Genomic DNA, 18,603 nt, shown 5'->3' with positions numbered 1-18,603 from the left:
CCCGGCCGCTATGCCATGGTTAGCTGGCGGACCGAATTAGGGGAAGGGTTCGAGATGCAGCTTGCCACAATTGACGTCATCGTCGTCGCGGCTTATTTCATCTGTATCTTCGGACTGGCGCAATATGTCTCACGCGACCGGGTCGGTGCAGGGCCGAAGAACACCACCGATTATTTTCTGGCATCGAAAAGTCTACCGTGGTGGGCGGTCGGCGCATCGCTGATCGCCGCGAACATTTCGGCCGAACAGATTGTCGGCATGTCCGGGTCAGGTTATGCGATCGGCCTGGCGATCGCATCGTATGAGTGGATGGCGGCGCTGACGTTGCTGATTGTCGGCAAATTCTTTCTCCCGATCTTCCTTAAGAACCAGATCTACACCATGCCGCAGTTCCTCGAGCGGCGCTACGGTCCGTCGATCCGCACGCTGATGGCGCTGTTCTGGCTGGCGCTGTACATCTTCGTCAACCTGACCTCGATCATTTGGCTGGGCTCGATCGCGGTAACCAAGGTCGCGGGTATCAACCAGGATCTCGCGCTCGTGCTGCTCGGCACCTTCGCCTTGCTATACCAGATCCGCGGAGGCCTGAAGGCCGTCGCGCTGACCGATATCGTGCAGGTTACCTTGCTGGTGCTCGGCGGCCTGATCATCGCCGCGTTGACACTCGGCAAGCTGGGCGGGGGGGCAGGGCTGATCGCCGGCTTCCATCGTCTGACCGCGGCGATCCCCGACCATTTCCACATGATCCTCAAACGAAGCGACCCGCATTACATGGATCTCCCCGGCCTCTCGGTGCTGATCGGCGGGATGTGGATCGCCAATCTCAGCTATTGGGGGTTCAACCAATATATCATCCAGCGCGCGCTGGCGGCCAAGAGCATCGGCGAGGCGCAGAAGGGCATCATCTTCGCGGCGTTCTTGAAGCTGCTGATGCCGCTCGTCATCGTCCTACCGGGCATCGCCGCGGTGGTGCTGACGCCCGGCCTGGCAAAACCCGACGAAGCCTATCCGACGATGATGCGGCTGTTGCCGAGCGGTCTGCTTGGGCTGGTCTTTGCGGCACTGATCGCCGCGATCGTCGCGTCGACTGCGTCAAAGATCAATTCGATCGCGACCATCTTCACGCTAGATCTTTACGCCAAGCGGCGCGGCGGGGTCGATCGCGGCGAGGCGCAGGAGCGACACCTCGTCTTCGTTGGCCGGGCGGCGGCGGTGGTCGCAATCCTGTTGGCGATCGTCACTGCGCGGCCGCTGGTCGGCAGTTCGGAACAGGCATTCCAGTTCATCCAGGAATTCACCGGCTTCTTTACCCCAGGAATAACTGTGATCTTCCTGCTCGGCCTGTTCTGGAAGCGCGCCAACGAAGCCGGTGCGCTCACCGCCGCGGCGGCATCGGTGATCCTGTCCTGGGCGTTCAAGACGCTGCTGCCGACCTTGCCCTTCATGAACCGGATGGGGCTGGTGTTCCTCATCGCGCTCGGTCTGGCGGTGATCGTCTCGCTCATCACGCGGCCGCGCGGCGCGACCGATACGATCGACACAAAGTCGGTCAGCTACGCGACCGAACCGTCGTTCAACGTCGGCGCGATCGGCGTGTTGCTGATCCTCGTCGCTTTGTACGGGACGTGGTGGTGAGCACACCCGCCTTTATCGCGATCGACTGGGGCACGACCAATCGGCGGGCATATCCGATCGACGCCGCGGGCGGCGTGATCGAAACGCTGCGCGACGACCAGGGCGTGCTGAGCATGGCGCAGGCTTCGTTCGCGCCCGCGGTCGCGGGACTTCGCGCGCGCTTTGGCGACGTGCCGGTGATCTGCGCGGGCATGGTCGGATCGACGCGCGGCTGGGCCGAAGTGCCGTATCGGTCTTGCCCGGCCGGGATCGAGGATCTGGTGGACGGGATATTTTGGGTCGAGCCCGGCAGGACCGCGATCGTGCCCGGTGTCGCGATCCGCAACGCGCGCAGCGACGTTATGCGCGGCGAGGAAGTGCAACTCCTGGGTGCCGTCGCCGCCGGAATGGCGCCTGCCGATGCGACGCTGTGTCAACCGGGCACGCATTGCAAATGGGCGCGGATGGAGGCCGGCCGCATCGCCGGCTTCCGCACCGCGATGACCGGCGAGATGTTCGCGCTGCTCCGCAATCAGAGCGTGTTGAGCGAATTTCTGAAAGGGAAGGTGATCGACGGGGCGGCCTTCCGGGACGGCCTGGCGCTCGCGAGCGAAGGCCATCTCTTGTCGGACCTGTTCGGCGAGCGTGCCGCCGCCGTGCTCGGATTGCGCGACCCGAGCGAAATTGCCTCGCGGGTCAGCGGTCTGCTGATCGGCACGGATGTGAACGAACAGGCGATCGCCATAAGGGAACCGGTCCATATCTTGGCCGATCCAGCGCTTGGATCGCTCTACGCCGCCGCGGTGGTGCAAGCTGGAGGGGCGCCGATCCTGCTCGACAGCCACCGTGCGTTTCTCGCTGGCATCACTGCAATCTGGGACAAAATCGATGACCGCTGACCCGCTCTTGACTGCGGCGCTGACGCACTGCCCGCTCGTGGCGATCCTCCGGGGTATCAAACCCCACGAGGTCGAGGGCATTGTCGAGGCAGTGCTCGCGGCCGGGATCGGCATCGTCGAAGTGCCCCTGAATTCGCCCGAGCCGTTCGAGAGCATTACGCGGTTGGTGAAGCGCTTCGGCGGCGAGGCGTTGATCGGCGCAGGCACGGTGCTTTCGCCCGACGATGCCCGGCGTGTTGGCGAAACCGGCGCAAGGCTGGTGATCTCGCCGAATGTCGATGTGACCGTTATCGCCGAAACCGTGCGGCTCGGCCTGGTGTCCTTGCCGGGCTATTTCACGCCGAGCGAAGCGTTTGCCGCAATCAACGCGGGCGCATCGGGCCTCAAACTGTTTCCGGCGGAGGCCGCGTCGCCGAAGATTCTGAATGCCCAGCGCGCGGTCATTCCGCGGACGTGTCCGATCCTCGCAGTCGGCGGCATCACGTCTGCGACGATGGAAGACTGGCACCACGCATGCGAGGGTTTCGGACTGGGTTCGGCCCTGTACAAGGCCGGGATGGATGCCGCGCAGGTCGGGCGCAATGCGGCGGCATTCGTGTCAGCGGCGAAGGCTTGCGCTGCGCGATCGGCGGAGCGCGGCTGATCGACGGCAGCCGGGGCGATGGCGCCATCATGCGGTCCGCCGATAATAGAGCGTATAGGCATGCAAACTGTGGCCGCTGCCGAAGCGCGATGCCGTCGATATTAGCTCTAGTCCATTGAGCGCAGCACTGCCGGTCGCGCGCTGCAATGCATCCCATGCGCGCGCCAGCGTTTCCGGCGGCGCACCGGCGGCGGCAACGCCCGTCGCCTCGCATATGCTGGCGCCACACAGCACGTCCAGCGGCGCATCCCGCCCGACATCGGCGACGCTCGCGATTCGATCCTTGATCGCAACTTCGGCGCGGCTCGCCCAGAGCGGGTCGCGGCGTTCCTGGCGCACCAGCGCGTAGAGCTGACGCGGGTCCTGCGCGCTCGCATCCGTGGCGATGCAGTCGCGCTCGATGGGGGGCGCGCTGCTGCGTCGGCGCTAGGCGCGCGCAGGACTGGCGGGCGAGAATCGCCTCGGACGATGATGATTTCGGCACCCCGACCCTTCGTCGGTCGAGCGCCCGGCCAGAGCATCGCCGCGACACACAGGCAGCCGACAATCAGACCCGCAATGATACCCGCTCTCATCCTATCCCTCCGCCTCGGGGCAGCAATCGCGCCGGACGACGAATATCGCCCGGCCCGATCGTTCAGTTCGCCGAACCGCGTCCAAAATACATCAGGCAGTGGCTGGTCTGTACGCGACTGGCCATCTCCAGCACGCTGGCGCCGTTCGACACCGACAAGAGCGGCGAAGAGTAATTAGGGCAGTAATTGTCATAAGCGCCGGGGACAGAAACGGGCGCGGTGATCGTCGTCCACGGCCCGGTGACGCTTCCGCTCGCGCTCTTGAAAATAATCGACCCGTTGGCCGCAGCGACCGAGCCGTCGCCGTTCATCAGCACTTGCCCGACCACCATGATCGCGCCGTTGGGCATCACGGTGTTGGTGGGGGCGTGTGCGAAATAGCGCCCGTCGGCAAGGCGAATGGCCGAACCGACATTGTGCGCATCGCCCCAATCCCACCCGTCGGTGGAGGTTTTGTAGAAGACCGTACAGGCGGCGGGGCCACACAATTCGAAAGTCATGATCCGCGACCCGCCGGCGAGTTTGGACACCACCGCCATTCGGTCCAAGTCGCAACAGAGTCGGCAGCAAGATCTGGTCCGGAGTCTGCGCCCGACACAGCGCCGGGCGGCTTGCTTCTATCCAGTTCGTCGAAAGTGATGTGCCGCAAACATATGACGTCGTCCGTCACGGTCGTTCTTGCGGAACCCAGTCGTCTCGATTTTCAGGTGATGAGCTCACTGTCCTATCTGACCTTCGGCGATAAAGCAGACGCCGTTGCCCTGCTCGTCGTTTGAGACATCTGCATCCCGCCGCTATCTCGAAGGCAGAGCTGCTCCTCGCGTTCGGCAGCTTTGCCTGCGCACCTGCAATCTAGCCGAGCAACTCCTCAAAACGGTGGGCTCGTTCTCTACCTTCTCGCGGCATTTAACGACCGCAATGACGTGCCTCGAAACCACAGTGACACTAGATGAATCAGCGGTCACTTTCGGGAACCGGCGAGGGGGCCTCGAGTGTCCAGGATTGGGTCATCGCCGCATTTCACTATCGAGCTGCCTCAGGCGTTGAAGCCCGCCAGATACGGGTGTGCAACCACGCGCAGAGCGTTGCGTGCACTGATGTCGGTATTGCCGACTAAACGACTGCCCGCTACGGTGCGGTACAGCGCGACACATTGATCGATCCTGGCGACACGGGCACCGGCTGCGGCTGCGCGGGTATAGAAATCCCAGTCGTTGCAATTGTGGAAGCTGGGGTCAAAACCGCCGATGCGGTCGACGATGGCCCGGGAAACGATCGACCAGCTCGGACCTACTACTCCGCCGCTGGCAAGACCACGGCGGATGCAGTCTCCATCCCACCCACATTCCGGGGCGTCGGGTGCCTCGTGCCCCTCGACACGTGCAAAATGTCCGACGACGATCTCGAACGCACCATGCCCGGTGCTGTCGAGCAACGCCCGTGCAGCGCCGCGCCAGGCAGCCAGACGTCGTCACTGTCGAGGAAAGCGATCCAGGGGGCGCGCGAAAGCCCCGCGCCGGTGTTTCGCGCCTAGGACGCGCCGATATTGCGCGGCAGAACGACCGCCTCCACCGCGTCGTGCGTCGCCGCAAGCACGCGGATGACGGTGGCGCTGTCATCGGACGAGCCATCATCGACGATGATTACGCGCTGTGGCGCTGGGTCCTGTGCGAGGACGCTGTCGACTGCATCGGTTACGACATGCGCGCGATTGTAGCAGGGAATGACGACGTCGTACGTCGAGCGCGCAGCGTGGAGGAGCGGGGCAGGGTCCATTCCCGTTCCTCTGCCAGCTTTGTGCGGGTGATCAAGCGGCCTTCTGTTTTCGACCCGCCCGATCCGCCCGTCAACATCGGCTTGGGAAAGCTTATCGAAACCTACCGGTCCGAATTTTTACCCCGGTATAAAGATAGCGTCCGACCGCGGAGATCGGCTGGTTGATCGCATTGCCCGGATCGGGCCTCTGGTCGGTCAGGTTCTGTACGCCGGCATAGATCGAATAGGCGCGGCCGACGTCGAGCGCGATCTGGAGATCGTGTTGCCACAATTCGCTGTAGCGCAGCTGCGCCGCCGGCGCGTAGTTGGGGTCATTGTCGGTGGTCAGCTTGTCGACTGTCCGGGTCGCGTCCGCCCAGCGCAAATTGTAGCCGATCGTGAGGCCGCCCCGCGTCCAGCTAGGCGACAGGTTGAAATTAAACTTCGGCGCGCCGGGCTGATCGACATTGTCGGTGGCCGCTGCACCCGGCGTCCCGACGAACTCGAGCCGGTCGAGATAACCGCCGACCAACCGGAAATCGAAGGTTCCGAGCTTGCCTGCCCGAATGACATAATCGATGTTCAAATCGGCGCCTGCGGTGCGGAAGCGCGAGACGTTCTGCGGCTGGACCGCATAGCCGCTGATGATGCCGGTCCCTTGCGTGCGCGTGATGGCGGCGCAGAACGGATTGGCGACCGAGGGTTGATCGACGCACAGCGACGCGAGCTGCGAGGGGGCCGGCGTGCTGATCGCGCCGCGCAGGTCGATATCGTACCAGTCGAGCGACGCGGTCAGCCCGCGCAGGAACCGTGGGCGCAGCACGACGCCCGCGGTCCAGGTTCGCGCCGTCTCGGCCTTGAGCGCCGGGTTGCCCGCGCGCGTGCCCACGACGTTGCTCGCGGTCTGTAGCGCCGGCGAGATCGCCGCGCCGACCGCCGACAGGACGGCCGCGCAATTGGCAGCGCGATATTGCGTCCCGTGGCCCAGCTCATTGGGCGCGCAAGGATCGATGAAGAAGTTCGAATCTCCGCTGAGCGGCTGGAACAATTCTGCGATGTTGGGCGCCCGCACCGACTCGCCGTAGGAGCCACGGAAGCTGATGTCGCGGACCGGCGCATAGACCCCGTTGACCTGCCAGGTGGTCGTGTCGCCGATCGTCGAATAGTTCGAGAAGCGGTAGGCCGCGCCGACCGACAGAGTCTCGGCAAGACGCTGGCCCTTGAAGATCGGCGCGTTCAGCTCGCCGAACGCCTCCTTCACGTCGAACCTGCCGCCCGACGGGACGACCAGCGTCGGTTCGGTGAAGGCGACGAAGCGGTTGTTGATAAGATTGTCGCTCGGTTCGAACGCGCTCGTCTCGCGGCGATATTCCCCGCCGACCGAGAATTGCACCGGCCCACCGGGCAAGGCGAAGAACGCACCGAAATCGCCGCTGATCGACGCGTTGGCGACCTGCTGCGTGATCCGCGCGAAGCTGGTGTCGTCGACCTGGAAATAGCGTAGCGCCGCCGGGCTGATCGGCCCCGCACCGAACAGGCTGACCGGAACGCAGGCGGGGTTGCCGCCGGTCAGGTTGGTGCGGCAGACCGGCTGGCCGGTGGCAGGGCTGGTGACGACGTCGAGCGCATTCGTATAATTCGCGGCAAGCAGGTTGTTGAGCTTGGTGATGTCAACGTCGGTGCGGCCATATTCGAAATAGGCGTCATACGTCGCATGGTTACTGATCCGGCCGGTAACGTCGAACACGCCACGATAGGTGCGACGCAGGTCGGTCTCGCCATGGCGGCCATAATCGATATTGTCGCGCGTTACCGCGACCTGCGTCTGTCCTGCGGCCAGCGCCGCGGCGCGGATCGACTGGGGTATGAACGGATTGTCGAGCGTGATCGGCGCGCCATAGGTGCCGATGTAATAATCGAAGCTCGTCGCCTTGGTCTGCGCGAACTTGGCCTCGACCGAGAGCTTGAGCGCGTCCGAGACGTCGTAATGGCCAAGCAGATTGACGTCGTGCCGCTCGATCCGCGGCGCGAGGTCACCCGAATAGAAGCCGGCGACGGGCGTATCGTCGCCCCCGGTCGAATAATAGGCGGCCGGCGAGCCGTGCTGATAGGGCTGGCCGAGCCCGTTGAAATTGGGCGTGCCGCTGCCCGTTGCATCGACCGCGCCAATCGGCGATTCGTTGGGATAGCGCAGGTTGCCGACCAGGATGTTGTGCGGCGCCGCCGGGTTGGTCGCCGCGGCGTCGTTGGGGATGAGATACTGCCGCTGGTCCGCCCGCAGGTAGGACCGATCGTCGTTCTCGAGCCGGTCATCCGCGTTATATTCGTAGGCCAGCGTCAGATTGCCTCGGCCGCCCGCGAAACTGTGCCCGGCCGCAATCGAGGCAAAGCGGTTGCCGGCGTCGCCGCGCGACGAGATGCCGAGCTGTCCGCGCGCCGCGATTCCGTCGAAATCGCGTTTGAGGATGAAATTGACGACGCCCGAGACGCCGTCCGCGCCGTAAACCGCCGACGCCCCGCCGGTCAGCACGTCGACCCGCTCGATCAGATCGGTCGGGATGCTGTTGATGTCGACCGCGGCGCTGTTGGCCTCCCCCGCGACATGGCGACGGCCGTTGACGAGGACCAGCGTCCGGTTGGTGCCGAGGTTGCGCAAATTGAGTTCGTTCAGCCCCGCCGCGCCGAACGGGTTGGAATAGACCGCATTGCCCCCCGAGGTCTGCGTGGAATCGCGCGAGCCCGTCAGCGCGGGGACGCGCTGGAGGAAATTGGTGATGTTGGTGTTGCCCGACTGCTGGATCGCGGCGGCGGTGAACGCGGTGATCGGGTTGGGCGCGGCGAATTCGGCGCGCGCGATGCGCGAGCCGGTCACCACGATGTCGGTGCCTTCCGCCGCGTTCGGCGCAACGGGTGTGGAAGCCGGCGGTTGCTGGTCGCTCGCGGAACCGTTCGATGCGGCGTTTGGCGGCGTAGGAGCGGGGACAGTTTGCGCTTCAGCGCCTGCGGTTCCGAGGCACAAGGCGGTGCCGGTCAACAAACAGCGGCGATACACAGCCAGCAACATAAGACACCCCTCTTACACACGGTTCCTGCCACCCGGCGATACACCCGAGATGGCGTCGGCTCGCCTTTATGGTCTTGCCGCCGCCCCGCCTCTTGCGGACATTACCGGATCGGGGGAATGATCCGAATCAATATTTTTAGATCGTTTCCTGTTGGTGAGCCGTGAAACCGGGGATACCCTGTCGGGAAGGACATACCGGGAACGCGATATACCGAGCTTCGACACGCCCGTTGCACGCCGCACGCTGCTCGCGCTGGGCGCCGGTCTTGCGCTCGGCGGATGCGGCGCGTCCGGTCAAGGTCTGCGATGGTGGGCGATCGGTACGCTCGGCGAGAACGCGCCCGAGCTACTCCCGGCGTTTCGCGCGGCGACCGGCATCGCGGTCGCGGTGCAGGCGCTGCCATGGACCGGCGCGCATGAAAAGCTGCTCACCGGGTTCGCCGGCAATTCGCTGCCCGACGTGATGATGCTCAACAGCGCGTGGCTGCCGGAGTTGACCCTGATCGGCGCGGTCGCGCCGCCCGCGGTTCGCTCGCCACTGCTCGCCGATCAGGTCGCGGGCGCAGTCGCGTCGGTCGAGGTCGCTGGGCGGGCGATGGCGGTGCCGTGGACGGCTGACAGCTGGGTGCAATTCTATCGCCGCGATCTGCTTGCGGCGGCGGGCTATGCGGCCCCGCCGCTTGCCTGGAGCGAATGGATGCAGATGGCACGGGCAATCAAGCGCCGTCAGCCCGACCGCTTCGCGACGCTGCACTTGCTCGACTGGCCCGAACCGTTGTTCGCCTTTGCCGCGCAGCAGGGGGTTCCGTTCCTGCGCGATCACGCGACGCGCGGTAATTTCTCGTCCGACGGCTTCCGCACCGCGCTCGGCTTCTACAAGGGGATCTTCGACGAACGCCTTGCCCCGGTGACGACCGGGGCCGAGGCAGGCGATACCTATGTCGCCTGGCGCCATGGCCGGTTCGCAATCCTGCCGTCGAACGCGACGTCGATCGGCGATCTGCGGCGTCGCACGGCGCTGCTGCCGCGCGATCTGTGGGATGTCGCGCTGACCCCGGGGCCGCGCGGGGCCGGGGTCGCAATGGCACGCGGCACCAGCCTCGCCGTCAGCCACGCCGCACGCGACCCTGCCGCTGCATGGGCGCTGGTCCGCTACCTGTCAGATCCCGCGACCCAGCGTCGCGTCTACGCCATCACCGGCGATCTGCCGACGCGACGGAGCGCGTGGCGGGCACCGGACCTGCGCGGCGAGTCGGTGTCGGCCACCTTCGCGACCCAGATCGCGCACAGCGTCGCACCGCCGGCCGTTCCCGAATGGGAACGGATCGTCGCCGAAGTCCAGCTCGTTGCCGAACACATGGTGCGTGGCGACTATGGCGTCGATGCTGCCACGGTCGAAATGGACAAACGGGTCGATCGCATTCTCGAAAAGCGCCGCTGGCTGGCGGAGCGGGGCCGCGCGGCATGACCCGTCAGTCGCGCGCGGGGCTTGGCTTCGTTCTCCCTGTGATGATCGCCACTGTGCTCGTGCTGGTGATCCCGACGATCGGGGCGGCACTGCTGAGCGTCACCGATTTCGATATCTATGCGCTTGCCGATGTCGCCAACCTGCGGTTCGTCGGGGCCGGCAACTATGCCGAATTGCTCCGGATGCCGTTGTTCTGGCGGGCCGTCGGGAACACCGCCATGTTCACCGCGATCGGTGTTCCCGCCGCGATCGCCACGTCGCTCGGTGTGGCGTTGCTGATCAGTTCGGCGACAGTGCGGTGGAAACCGGTCTGGCGCGTGCTGCTGTTCGCGCCCTACGTCACGACGCTGGTCGCAACCGCGGTGGTCTGGCGCTACCTGTTCGATCTGCACAACGGACTGCTGAATTACGTGTTGTCCCGGATCGGTGTCGCGCCGGTGGACTGGCTGGGGGATCCGCGGACGAGCATTCCTGCGACGCTGATCTTCATCGTGTGGAAGGCGTTCGGCTATAACATGCTCGTCTTCATCGCCGCGCTGTCGACCGTGCCGCAGGAACTGGCCGAGGCGGCGCGGCTCGACGGCGCGGGGGCGTGGGCGCGCTTCCGGCATGTCACGCTCCCCGCGATCGGTCCGGCGTTGCTGCTCGCAGCGGTGCTGAGCGTCGCCAATTTCATCCAGATCTTCACCGAACCCTATGTGATGACGCATGGCGGCCCGGCACAAAGCACGGTGACCGTCTTGTATTTCATGTTCGATCAGGGCTTTACCTGGTGGAACCTGGGCATGGCCTCGGCCGTCGCGATGATCGTGTTCGTCGTCATCCTGCTGGTGACGGCGGTGCAGGCGCGAGTGGGGAAGCGCAACGAATGGTGGTGAATGCCGGCAGCCTGTTGCGCACTGCGCTTGTCGCCCTGCTTGCGCTGGTCGCCGTGCTGCCGCTGCTGTGGATGGTCAACGTCTCGCTGATGGCACCGGGCACCGCCGCGACCTTTCCGCCGCCGTTCTGGCCGGCCCGTCCGACACTCGCCAATTATCGCGAGCTGTTGCTGCCGCACCCCGGCGGCCTGACCAGCTACCATATCCTGCCCGCGCTGGGGAACAGCGTCGTCCTCGCGTCGCTCACCACGGTGCTGAGCCTCCTGCTGTGCGTGCCAGCCGGCTATGCCTTCGCCAAGCTGCATTTCTGGGGCCGCGCGCGCATGCTCCAGGCCTTGCTCGCGCTCGCCGTCGTGCCGGCGCAGGTCGCGATGCTGCCGCTTTTTCTGATGCTCAAGTCGGCCGGATTGGTAAACACCTATGCCGGGGTGCTCGCGCCGTGGCTGGCGGGCGTTTACGGGGTGCTGTTCATCCGCCAGGCAACGCTCGCAATCCCCGACGAAATGCTCGACGCGGCGCGGATCGACGGCGCGAGCGAAGCGCGCATCTTCCTGAGCGTGGTGCTGCCGCTGTTACGCCCGGTGGTCGTGACGCTGGCACTATTCGCGTTCCTCGCTAGCTGGAGCGATTTTCTGTGGCCGCTGATCGCGATCACCGATCAGCAGCATTACACGCTTCCCGTCGCGCTGGCGGCAATCAGCCGCGAACATGGCGGGGATACCGAACTGATGATGGCGGGGGCCGTGGTGACCACGCTTCCGGTTCTGCTGCTGTTCCTCGCCTTGCAGCGCTATTATTTTACCGGAATCCTCGGCGGCAGCATCAAGGGGTGATCGTGTGCGGTCGGGCGTAGACAGTACCGTCGCCGTCGAACAGGAGCGCGTCCGAAGCGGCGATCGCGAAGCGGAGCGTCTCGCCGAGTACGACGTGGCGGTCGTGCGGCAATTGCGCGACCAGATGCGCCGTATCGCCACCGTGTCCGAGATGCGCGAACGACAATGGCCCCAACCGCTCGAACAGCTCGACCTGCCCCCCGAACACGCCGTGCGGGTCGGGATGGAGATGCTCGGGCCGGACGCCGAGCGTGGCGGGGGCATCGACCGTCGTTTGCGGGACCACGGCATCGATCCGGCAGATCCCGCCATCCGGGAGCGCGACGGTCACGACGGTCGGCTCTGCGCGCACGATCCGCACGGGCAGCAGATTGATCGCCGGTGAGCCGATCGCGGCGGCGACGCGGATCGTGGCGGGCGCGCGATACAGGTCGAGCGGTGCACCGACCTGCTCGATGCGGCCCTGCGCCATCACGACGATCCGGTTGGCAAGCGTCATCGCCTCGACCTGATCGTGCGTCACGTAGATCATCGTCGCACCGAGGCGCTGGTGCAGCCGCGCAATCTCGTGGCGCATCCGGACCCGCAACGCGGTATCGAGATTGGACAGCGGCTCGTCGAGCAGCAGGACCGCGGGATCGCGAACGATCGCGCGGGCGATCGACACGCGTTGCCGCTGTCCCCCGGAAAGCGCGCTGGGACGTCGATCGAGCAACGCCTCAAGTTCGAGCGTCGCGGCAACGGCGGCGACCTTCTCGACAATCACCTGTTTTGGCAGTTTCGCCATGCGCAAGGGAAAGGCGATGTTCTGCGCGACGGAAAGATGCGGGTAGAGCGCATAGGACTGGAACACCATGGCGATGCCGCGATCCGCTGGCTCTACCGCGGTGACGTCGCGGCCGCCGATTTCGATCCGGCCGGCGCTCGGCGTTTCCAGCCCCGCGATCAGCCGCAACAGCGTCGACTTGCCGCACCCCGATGGACCGATGATGACGATGAACTCGCCCGACGCGACCGAGAGATCTGTCGGATGCAGCGCGTCTGCCGCACCGAAGGTCTTGGAAAGATGCTCGACGACGACGCTGCTCATCGGCATGACCGTAACCGTGGTCCCACGCCGGTCAACTCACGACGCGTTCTCAGGTCGGATGTGCGATGTGATGCCGCTTCGCCAATGGCCGACAAGCGGACGCAACCGACGGCACCAAGCGATCGGGACGGAAACACTGACGAGCGGTTTAGGAAGCTCGAGGTCTCTAAAAACGCATCATCCAGAAGCATGAACCTCAGCAAATGTTCGAAGGCGGGCAGCGGGTGAGGCGCCGCGAACGTCGCATTGTAGGTTAATTCAGCGACAGGTCAGCGCGGCGGGCTACGCCGTTTGCAGTCGCCATCTGTTAGGCCAACACGAACCAGTACCCTTGCATTTCCATGCACAATCGCGCGACATGAGAGAGGTGATATTTTCGACCATACTGCGTTTGCATCTCACTTATTTTTGGCAGCACCGGCGTGTCCTGAATCTACGTGCGCCAAAGCGCTTCACCGAATGGGTGCAGCATCGCAAGCTCCACGATCGCGATCCACGGCTGCCCGGCTTGGTGGACAAGGTCGAGGTGAAAACGGCAGTCGCTGCCGTGCTGGGTTCCGATTGGGTGATACCCACGCTGTGGCAGGGGCACATGTTGCCTCTTCGACCGCCCGCGCCGCTGCCGCTTGTCGTCAAGGCGCGGCATGGCTGCGGTCATGTGGTATTTGTACGTACGCAGGCTGACTGGGTCACGGCGCGTTCGAAGGCGGCTCAATGGGTTGTCATGCGCTATGGCCGCTGGTTGGACGAGTGGGCCTATGGAAGCGTTCCTTCGGGCCTGCTGATCGAGCGCTATCTTGGACAGGGATATAAGCTGCCTGTCGACTATAAACTATTCGTATTCGGCGGCTGCGTAGCGTTCGTACAGGTCCACCTGGACCGAGCGACCGCACACCGATGGATTGTCATGGATCGCAACTGGGTCCGTGCCTCGGCGCCGACATGCGACCTCGATCCCGCACGCCCAGTCTCGCTCGATCAGATGATCATCGGAGCCGAGCGGCTTGCGCGCGACTATTCCTTTCTTCGGATCGACTGCTACGAAGTCGCTGAGAAACCTCTCTTTGGCGAGGTCACCGTTTATCCAGGCTCCGGGCTTCTGCCCATCGTGCCAGCGTCACTGGATCGACAAATGGGCGATCTCTGGCGGCAGGCTAGAGCAGGGCAGGGGTACGGCTGAACGGGCGTTCGCTACCTGGGGCGATTTGGAGTGCTAAAACGCCCTGATGTCGGCAAGCCGACCCGGGAAGCAGGTCTGATCCTGTCCCCCGGCCTCTTGCCAGTCTGGCGGGCTCGCCTCAGCGCTGCAGCGTCATGAACGCAATGATGCCTGCGCTCGCGGCGAAGGCGGCTGCCACGATGGCGGCGATGTGAAAGCCGCTTGCAATCTCGGCGGCAGGAACGGCGATTACCGCACCTGCTAGCGCCGTCGCGATCAGACCGCCGGTCCGGGCTATGGCGCTGTTGAAGCCCGAGGCGGTGCCGGTGTGGCGATCGTCAACCGACGAGAGGACTGCGGTGGTAAGCGGTGCCACGGCACCGGCCATGCCAAGTGCGATGACCGCTATTCCCGGCAGAACGCTGGTCCAGTAGCTAGCCTGGGGGTCAGCACGGACGAGCAGCGCGAACCCTGCGGCGGTCAGGATGGGGCCGATCGTCAGCGGCCAACGCGGGCCGATCCGCTCGCTTAGCCGCCCGGCGATCCGCGACACGGTGCCGATCACGATCGAGAATGGCAGCAGCGCCAGCCCAGCCTGCGTTGGGCTGTATCCCCCGCCGACTATGAGTAGATAGGGCAATAGCACGAGCAGGCCGCCCAGCGCTCCGTAGAGCATCAACGTCAGAAGTGTCAGGCCAACGAACGGTCGTGACGCGAACAAAGCCAGTGGCATCATTGCCCGCTCACCGCGCCGCCGCTCGTTCCAGACGAAAAGAAGGAGTAGGGCGATGCCACCGCCGAGGCCGCCCAACGTCTCCCGCGAGGCGGCGTGGCGGCTGGACCAGAGTGTCAATGCCCAGGTCAGACTGCCCAGCGCAGCGGTCGCAAGTAGCGCGCCAGGCCAGTCCAGTGGATGCTGCTCCGCCTCACTTTCGCTGACATACCGCCACGCGACGAGGATCGCAGCGACGGCGACCGGCAGGTTCAGGTAGAAGATCGCGCGCCAACCCACGGCATCGACTAGCCAGCCGCCCAGCGGCGGACCGACGGCACTGGCTATGGCGCCCGCTGCTGCCCAGGTGCCCACCGCACGTCCCCGCGTTTCACCTTCGAACGAACTGCCCAGGATGCCGAGGCTGCTTGGCATCAAGATCGCAGCACCGATCCCTTGCAACGCCCGCGATGCGAGCAGGACCCCAAGGTCGGGGGCAAGCGCGCAGCCGATGGAGGCAATCGCGAACACGACGATTCCGGCGATCAGCATTCGTCGGCGTCCGAAATGATCGCCGGACGCGCCGCCGAATAGCAGCAGGGCGGACAGGGGCAGCAGATAGGCGTTGATGATCCACGGCAGGTTGTCGGCGTCGCTGCTCAGATCCTTGCCGATTGCATGAAGCGCGACGTTGGTCACGGAGCCGTCGATGAAGGCGAGACTAGAAGCGAGCATCGTCGCCGTGATCGTCCAGCCGGGATGGGTGACCGATCCGGCGCTGCGCCGTTCTGTCCGGCTGCGATCACAGGCCGCCGACAGCAACGGATTCATGCCGCAATGCGCCGACGGAAGCATTGCACTTCATGATCATCAACAAGCCCGCACGCCTGCATCCAGGCATAGACGATAACCGGACCGACGAACTTGAACCCGCGTTCTTTCAGCGCTGCTGACAACGCCTCGGACTCCGCCGATCGGGTAAGCCCAGTTAGGCCGTCGCCAATGATCGGCGCGCCGCCGACGAACTTCCAGACGAATGCCGAAAAATTCTCGTTCCGCGCCTGCATCGCGAGCAAGGCGTGGGCATTGCCGATCGTCGCCTGGATGTTGGCACGCGAGCGCACGATACCTGTGTCACCGAGTAGTCGGGTGACATCGTTCTCGCCGAAGCGCGCTATCCTCTCGGGATCGAATCCCGCAAAACCGGCCCGGAATGCGGCGTGCTTGCGCAAGATGGTGATCCAGGCGAGCCCGGCCTGGAAGCCGTCGAGCATGAGCTTTTCCCGCAGAGCTCGACCATCGTGCTCGGGTAAGCCCCATTCGGTGTCGTGATAAGCGGCGAGCAGAGGGTGAGATTGCGCCCAGCGGCAGCGCGGCGGACGCGGTTCTGTCACATCTAGATCCGGACGGTTAGAGTGTAGCTGATCATGCCCAGGAAGGGATGCCTGGATCACCAACGCATGTCGATACTTTGTAGCGAAGTCGCCGATTGCTCACATGAACAAGCGTCTGAGAGCGGGGCTGGTACGAGCACTTTCGGGGGGCACTTTGCCAGTCGTCGCGGAACCAGCGATCCGATTCACTAAAGAATGCTAGGTCGACGTTCGGCACCTGACGTTAGCCACCCAGCCGCCCTTCCACCTGATTCCCGCAACGTTGCTGCAACGGGCGCGAGGGATCGCGGTTTAGGTCCGCCTCGGATAATTTTTTGGTCGGTTCGGTGATCACATCGAACCGTTCGGACCCGCACTGCGGCTAACTATCGAGATCCGCAGAGGTCAGCAGGATGGGTGGTTCTCCACCGAGCCGTTTGACGAACTCACGCTGCGCGATCCTGTGGATGTCGCTCTCGAACTCAACAAACACCTCGATCGCGGTCTCTGTATCGATTGCACCAAGCTCGGGATTGAGCAGTTCCGCCAGGGCGTCGGCGGTGATCAGGAAATCTACCTCACCAAGGTCGGTCGTGCCCAAGAACTTGATGCTGTCGCGCTCGGCGATCCACTCGTGGTTGCCCATCTCGAAGCGGACGCTGGATCTGGCCATTTATTCAGTCCTTCGATCGCGTGGCCAATCCCGGCAGGCGTTCCGCCAGCACACCGATACCTTCGCTACTGAACGTTTCGATCGATACGCCGTCGATTTGTATAGCGCGTTCGACCGTAAGTGTCGCAGCGGCCTTATGTTGAAAGTCAAGATCGATCCAAGTGCGTACTGCGCCCTCAAGGCTGGTAACCTCGGCCAAGTCAGTGTCGCCTCTCGGTACGTTTTCCAATGCCGCGCTCATGCGCCAATCAATGTAGGGGGTCTTTGTGTCTTTGCCCCAGGTTGCTTCGGTCATGACATCTCACTGTTCGATGGGCAGCTCAGCTCGCTAAATTGGGTGTGACGCATTCTAAACACGTAGGGAAGGGTAGCTAACGCAGATCTCGCGGCTGGACATCCCACGTGACATTAATATCCAGGACCGATCCAGATCCGTCCGGTTGGACGCGGAAGCTTGCGAACCCGATCAGGAAGAGGGGGACTAAACTCCTGGTCGAGCGCGTCGAGCGAGAAGTGAAGTTGATTGACGCGACAGTGCGGCAGGGGAAGGGGAGACGCCTCGAGCATGAGCATAACGAGGATCGGCATCTATTTTCTCCAGCAGGCGATTCTTATCGGCCAGCTCAGTTGAAGGGCCGCTGACGGCTTCCAGTCGCTTCGCGGTGATTCACACCGCGCAGGTCAAGCCGTATTGACACATTTGCCTTCGGGTAGCTGAGGCCAGCTTGCATTGTTCAGCGCAATGAGAAGCGATCGCAGGTGACTATTATCCGGTCGCGTCGTCACGGGCAGCACGAAAACTGATCAGCCGTCCTTCTCGGCGCGCTTGCGATCAGCCTTTTTCGCGCGACGGATGGCGGCAGCATGCTGACGGGCACGCTTCTCAGAGGGCTTCTCATAGTGTTTCCGAAGCTTCAGTTCACGATAAACCCCTTCGCGCTGCAGCTTTTTCTTCAGAACGCGGAGTGCCCGGTCCACGTTGTTGTCGCGTACGATGATCTGCATGCTGGCCTTCTTGAGATGTCGTGAGTGCCGTAGACGTAGCTCGCTCTATGGTCCGGGGCGCTTCAAGCCAAGACCCGATGCGCCGGATTAGTGGCTCATTTATCATCCTCCACATTTTGACATGTCGGTGGGGTAGGCGACGGCTTCGGAACTGGGGAACGTCGATATCGGTCTCGCCCCGGCATGGCGACCCAACGTCAAAACAATAACTCGACCCCACCTTTTCGGCGCAGCCACGCCTCCGCCGTGTCTAGCGCGGCCTGATCGTCGACATCGATCCAGTCTAGGTCGCTACAATCGAGGGTTGATGCGCGCCGATGCTGCGCCAGTATGCGCATGCCCTCGGTGATCGAGGGATCGTTCAGACCCCGCAGCGCGGAAAAGAAGCCAGCTCCGATTGCGAAGACGCCCGTATCGAAACAGTCATAGGCGACAAGGCCCTTTCCAATAGCTACGATCCGCTCGGCTTCGGTTCGGACGCATGTGACATCTTCCAGGTCGACCCAGTCGCTGCCGATCCGACGGTCGATCGCCAATCGCGCCATGCCGGCAGCACCAGCTTCGGCAGTGCGGCGGTAGAGTTCGGGGTCGACCAGATGATCGCACATTGCCAGCAGCGTCTGCCGACCGGCGGCATGCCCTTCCGCCGCAAGGAGCGAAACACCGTTTGGCTTGCGGTAATCCTCGGTTCGCACCGTCTGGACAGTGATCGGCCACGTCTTCGCCGCAATATGCGCCTCGATCTGTTCGGCACCGTAACCCAGCACCACGATCACATTTTTCAGTCCGGCATTAGCCAGACCGGCGATCGCATGATCGATGAGCGGTCTACCGCCGACCGGGCAGAGAGGCTTGAGCGGGG

General features: G+C 64.0%; 20 protein-coding genes. 8 read left to right on the top strand and 12 right to left on the bottom strand.

The genetic code is table 11. The annotated features are described in order from the left end of the window. Positions 1 to 54: 54 nt before the first annotated feature. The 3 genes from RH91_RS19285 to RH91_RS19275 are packed head-to-tail and all read left to right on the top strand — an operon-like array spanning position 55 to position 3,156. Positions 55 to 1,635, top strand: coding sequence for a sodium/sugar symporter (locus RH91_RS19285; protein WP_010164917.1), 1,581 nt, complete (start codon positions 55 to 57; stop codon positions 1,633 to 1,635). Further along, a complete protein-coding gene (locus RH91_RS19280; RefSeq protein ID WP_010164914.1) occupies positions 1,626 to 2,513 on the top strand; it encodes a 2-dehydro-3-deoxygalactonokinase in 888 nt (295 codons plus the stop codon). The genes RH91_RS19285 and RH91_RS19280 overlap by 10 nt, the downstream gene beginning before the upstream one ends. Then, positions 2,503 to 3,156: a 2-dehydro-3-deoxy-6-phosphogalactonate aldolase gene (locus RH91_RS19275; RefSeq protein WP_010164913.1), complete on the top strand. Its 654-nt coding sequence runs from the start codon at positions 2,503 to 2,505 to the stop codon at positions 3,154 to 3,156. Before RH91_RS19280 ends, RH91_RS19275 begins: the two co-directional genes overlap by 11 nt. Before the next feature lie 27 nt (positions 3,157 to 3,183). Here the strand turns inward: RH91_RS19275 and RH91_RS19270 are convergent, their stop codons facing one another. Together RH91_RS19270 and RH91_RS19265 are read right to left on the bottom strand one after the other, a co-directional pair. Then, complete coding sequence (locus tag RH91_RS19270; protein WP_010164911.1) at positions 3,184 to 3,495, bottom strand: hypothetical protein; 312 nt, start codon at positions 3,493 to 3,495, stop codon at positions 3,184 to 3,186. 298 nt (positions 3,496 to 3,793) lie between these two features. After that, positions 3,794 to 4,270 (bottom strand): hypothetical protein, encoded by a 477-nt coding sequence (locus RH91_RS19265; protein ID WP_010164907.1) that lies wholly within the window; start codon positions 4,268 to 4,270, stop codon positions 3,794 to 3,796. 114 nt (positions 4,271 to 4,384) lie between these two features. Here RH91_RS19265 and RH91_RS23510 point away from each other — a divergent pair, with 114 nt between their 5' ends. Further along, positions 4,385 to 4,507, top strand: a complete 123-nt coding sequence (locus RH91_RS23510) for a hypothetical protein (RefSeq protein ID WP_269724695.1) — start codon at positions 4,385 to 4,387, stop codon at positions 4,505 to 4,507. A 260-nt stretch (positions 4,508 to 4,767) separates the two neighbouring features. Here RH91_RS23510 and RH91_RS23255 read toward each other — a convergent pair whose 3' ends face one another. The 3 genes from RH91_RS23255 to RH91_RS19255 all read right to left on the bottom strand — a co-directional run bounded on the left by RH91_RS23255 (position 4,768) and on the right by RH91_RS19255 (position 8,358). Beyond that, the gene (locus RH91_RS23255; RefSeq protein ID WP_232283605.1) at positions 4,768 to 5,166 is read right to left on the bottom strand and encodes a hypothetical protein; all 399 of its coding nucleotides are present in this window, start codon (positions 5,164 to 5,166) and stop codon (positions 4,768 to 4,770) included. 95 nt (positions 5,167 to 5,261) lie between these two features. Continuing rightward, positions 5,262 to 5,507, bottom strand: a complete 246-nt coding sequence (locus RH91_RS23250) for a glycosyltransferase family 2 protein (protein WP_010164906.1) — start codon at positions 5,505 to 5,507, stop codon at positions 5,262 to 5,264. Between the two features lie 91 nt (positions 5,508 to 5,598). Next, positions 5,599 to 8,358, bottom strand: a complete 2,760-nt coding sequence (locus RH91_RS19255) for a TonB-dependent receptor domain-containing protein (protein ID WP_010164905.1) — start codon at positions 8,356 to 8,358, stop codon at positions 5,599 to 5,601. A gap of 346 nt (positions 8,359 to 8,704) precedes the next feature. Between RH91_RS19255 and RH91_RS19250 the strand changes: the two genes are divergently transcribed. The 3 genes from RH91_RS19250 to RH91_RS19240 are packed head-to-tail and all read left to right on the top strand — an operon-like array spanning position 8,705 to position 11,729. After that, positions 8,705 to 10,018 (top strand): extracellular solute-binding protein, encoded by a 1,314-nt coding sequence (locus RH91_RS19250; RefSeq protein WP_232283604.1) that lies wholly within the window; start codon positions 8,705 to 8,707, stop codon positions 10,016 to 10,018. Beyond that, complete coding sequence (locus tag RH91_RS19245; protein ID WP_010164903.1) at positions 10,015 to 10,896, top strand: carbohydrate ABC transporter permease; 882 nt, start codon at positions 10,015 to 10,017, stop codon at positions 10,894 to 10,896. Before RH91_RS19250 ends, RH91_RS19245 begins: the two co-directional genes overlap by 4 nt. Continuing rightward, positions 10,887 to 11,729 (top strand): carbohydrate ABC transporter permease, encoded by an 843-nt coding sequence (locus RH91_RS19240; RefSeq protein ID WP_010164902.1) that lies wholly within the window; start codon positions 10,887 to 10,889, stop codon positions 11,727 to 11,729. The genes RH91_RS19245 and RH91_RS19240 overlap by 10 nt, the downstream gene beginning before the upstream one ends. On the opposite strand, the gene RH91_RS19235 is transcribed toward RH91_RS19240, so the two are convergent. Continuing rightward, the gene (locus RH91_RS19235; RefSeq protein WP_037479894.1) at positions 11,719 to 12,819 is read right to left on the bottom strand and encodes an ABC transporter ATP-binding protein; all 1,101 of its coding nucleotides are present in this window, start codon (positions 12,817 to 12,819) and stop codon (positions 11,719 to 11,721) included. The genes RH91_RS19240 and RH91_RS19235 overlap by 11 nt on opposite strands. Positions 12,820 to 13,186: 367 nt before the next feature. Between RH91_RS19235 and RH91_RS19230 the strand changes: the two genes are divergently transcribed. After that, entirely contained in the window at positions 13,187 to 13,999 is an 813-nt protein-coding gene (locus RH91_RS19230) for an ATP-grasp fold amidoligase family protein (protein ID WP_232283603.1), read from the top strand. A gap of 118 nt (positions 14,000 to 14,117) precedes the next feature. On the opposite strand, the gene RH91_RS19225 is transcribed toward RH91_RS19230, so the two are convergent. The 6 genes from RH91_RS19225 to RH91_RS19205 all read right to left on the bottom strand — a co-directional run. Then, the gene (locus tag RH91_RS19225; RefSeq protein WP_010164895.1) at positions 14,118 to 15,521 is read right to left on the bottom strand and encodes an MFS transporter; all 1,404 of its coding nucleotides are present in this window, start codon (positions 15,519 to 15,521) and stop codon (positions 14,118 to 14,120) included. Continuing rightward, positions 15,518 to 16,084, bottom strand: a complete 567-nt coding sequence (locus tag RH91_RS19220; protein WP_029624083.1) for a DNA-3-methyladenine glycosylase I — start codon at positions 16,082 to 16,084, stop codon at positions 15,518 to 15,520. The genes RH91_RS19225 and RH91_RS19220 overlap by 4 nt, the downstream gene beginning before the upstream one ends. Positions 16,085 to 16,445: 361 nt before the next feature. Further along, complete coding sequence (locus tag RH91_RS19215; RefSeq protein ID WP_010164893.1) at positions 16,446 to 16,736, bottom strand: DUF1488 family protein; 291 nt, start codon at positions 16,734 to 16,736, stop codon at positions 16,446 to 16,448. Positions 16,737 to 16,740: 4 nt separating this feature from the next. After that, on the bottom strand, positions 16,741 to 17,031 hold the full coding sequence (locus tag RH91_RS19210; RefSeq protein ID WP_010164892.1) for a hypothetical protein: 291 nt from the start codon (positions 17,029 to 17,031) through the stop codon (positions 16,741 to 16,743). A gap of 509 nt (positions 17,032 to 17,540) precedes the next feature. Further along, a complete protein-coding gene (gene rpsU, locus RH91_RS21810; RefSeq protein ID WP_010164891.1) occupies positions 17,541 to 17,741 on the bottom strand; it encodes a 30S ribosomal protein S21 in 201 nt (66 codons plus the stop codon). Between the two features lie 197 nt (positions 17,742 to 17,938). Further along, positions 17,939 to 18,603: phosphocholine cytidylyltransferase family protein (locus tag RH91_RS19205; protein WP_010164889.1), on the bottom strand; the 665-nt coding region annotated here is incomplete at its 5' end.

This window comes from Sphingomonas sp. PAMC 26617 (genome assembly GCF_000242835.1).
In the GTDB taxonomy this organism is placed as follows: domain Bacteria; phylum Pseudomonadota; class Alphaproteobacteria; order Sphingomonadales; family Sphingomonadaceae; genus Sphingomonas.
This window is presented reverse-complemented; position numbering and strand designations above follow the sequence as displayed.

Excerpts from the sequence above, each read along its gene's own strand:
- RH91_RS19225 (WP_010164895.1), bottom strand. The coding sequence starts at position 15,521 with ATGAATCCGTTGCTGTCGGCGGCCTGTGATCGCAGCCGGACAGAACGG.
- RH91_RS23510 (WP_269724695.1), top strand. The coding sequence starts at position 4,385 with ATGACGTCGTCCGTCACGGTCGTTCTTGCGGAACCCAGTCGTCTCGAT.
- RH91_RS19215 (WP_010164893.1), bottom strand. The coding sequence starts at position 16,736 with ATGGCCAGATCCAGCGTCCGCTTCGAGATGGGCAACCACGAGTGGATC.
- RH91_RS19245 (WP_010164903.1), top strand. The coding sequence starts at position 10,015 with ATGACCCGTCAGTCGCGCGCGGGGCTTGGCTTCGTTCTCCCTGTGATG.
- RH91_RS19235 (WP_037479894.1), bottom strand. The coding sequence starts at position 12,819 with ATGAGCAGCGTCGTCGTCGAGCATCTTTCCAAGACCTTCGGTGCGGCA.
- RH91_RS19240 (WP_010164902.1), top strand. The coding sequence starts at position 10,887 with ATGGTGGTGAATGCCGGCAGCCTGTTGCGCACTGCGCTTGTCGCCCTG.
- RH91_RS19285 (WP_010164917.1), top strand. The coding sequence starts at position 55 with ATGCAGCTTGCCACAATTGACGTCATCGTCGTCGCGGCTTATTTCATC.
- RH91_RS19210 (WP_010164892.1), bottom strand. The coding sequence starts at position 17,031 with ATGACCGAAGCAACCTGGGGCAAAGACACAAAGACCCCCTACATTGAT.
- RH91_RS19265 (WP_010164907.1), bottom strand. The coding sequence starts at position 4,270 with ATGGCGGTGGTGTCCAAACTCGCCGGCGGGTCGCGGATCATGACTTTC.
- RH91_RS23250 (WP_010164906.1), bottom strand. The coding sequence starts at position 5,507 with ATGGACCCTGCCCCGCTCCTCCACGCTGCGCGCTCGACGTACGACGTC.
- RH91_RS19275 (WP_010164913.1), top strand. The coding sequence starts at position 2,503 with ATGACCGCTGACCCGCTCTTGACTGCGGCGCTGACGCACTGCCCGCTC.
- rpsU (WP_010164891.1), bottom strand. The coding sequence starts at position 17,741 with ATGCAGATCATCGTACGCGACAACAACGTGGACCGGGCACTCCGCGTT.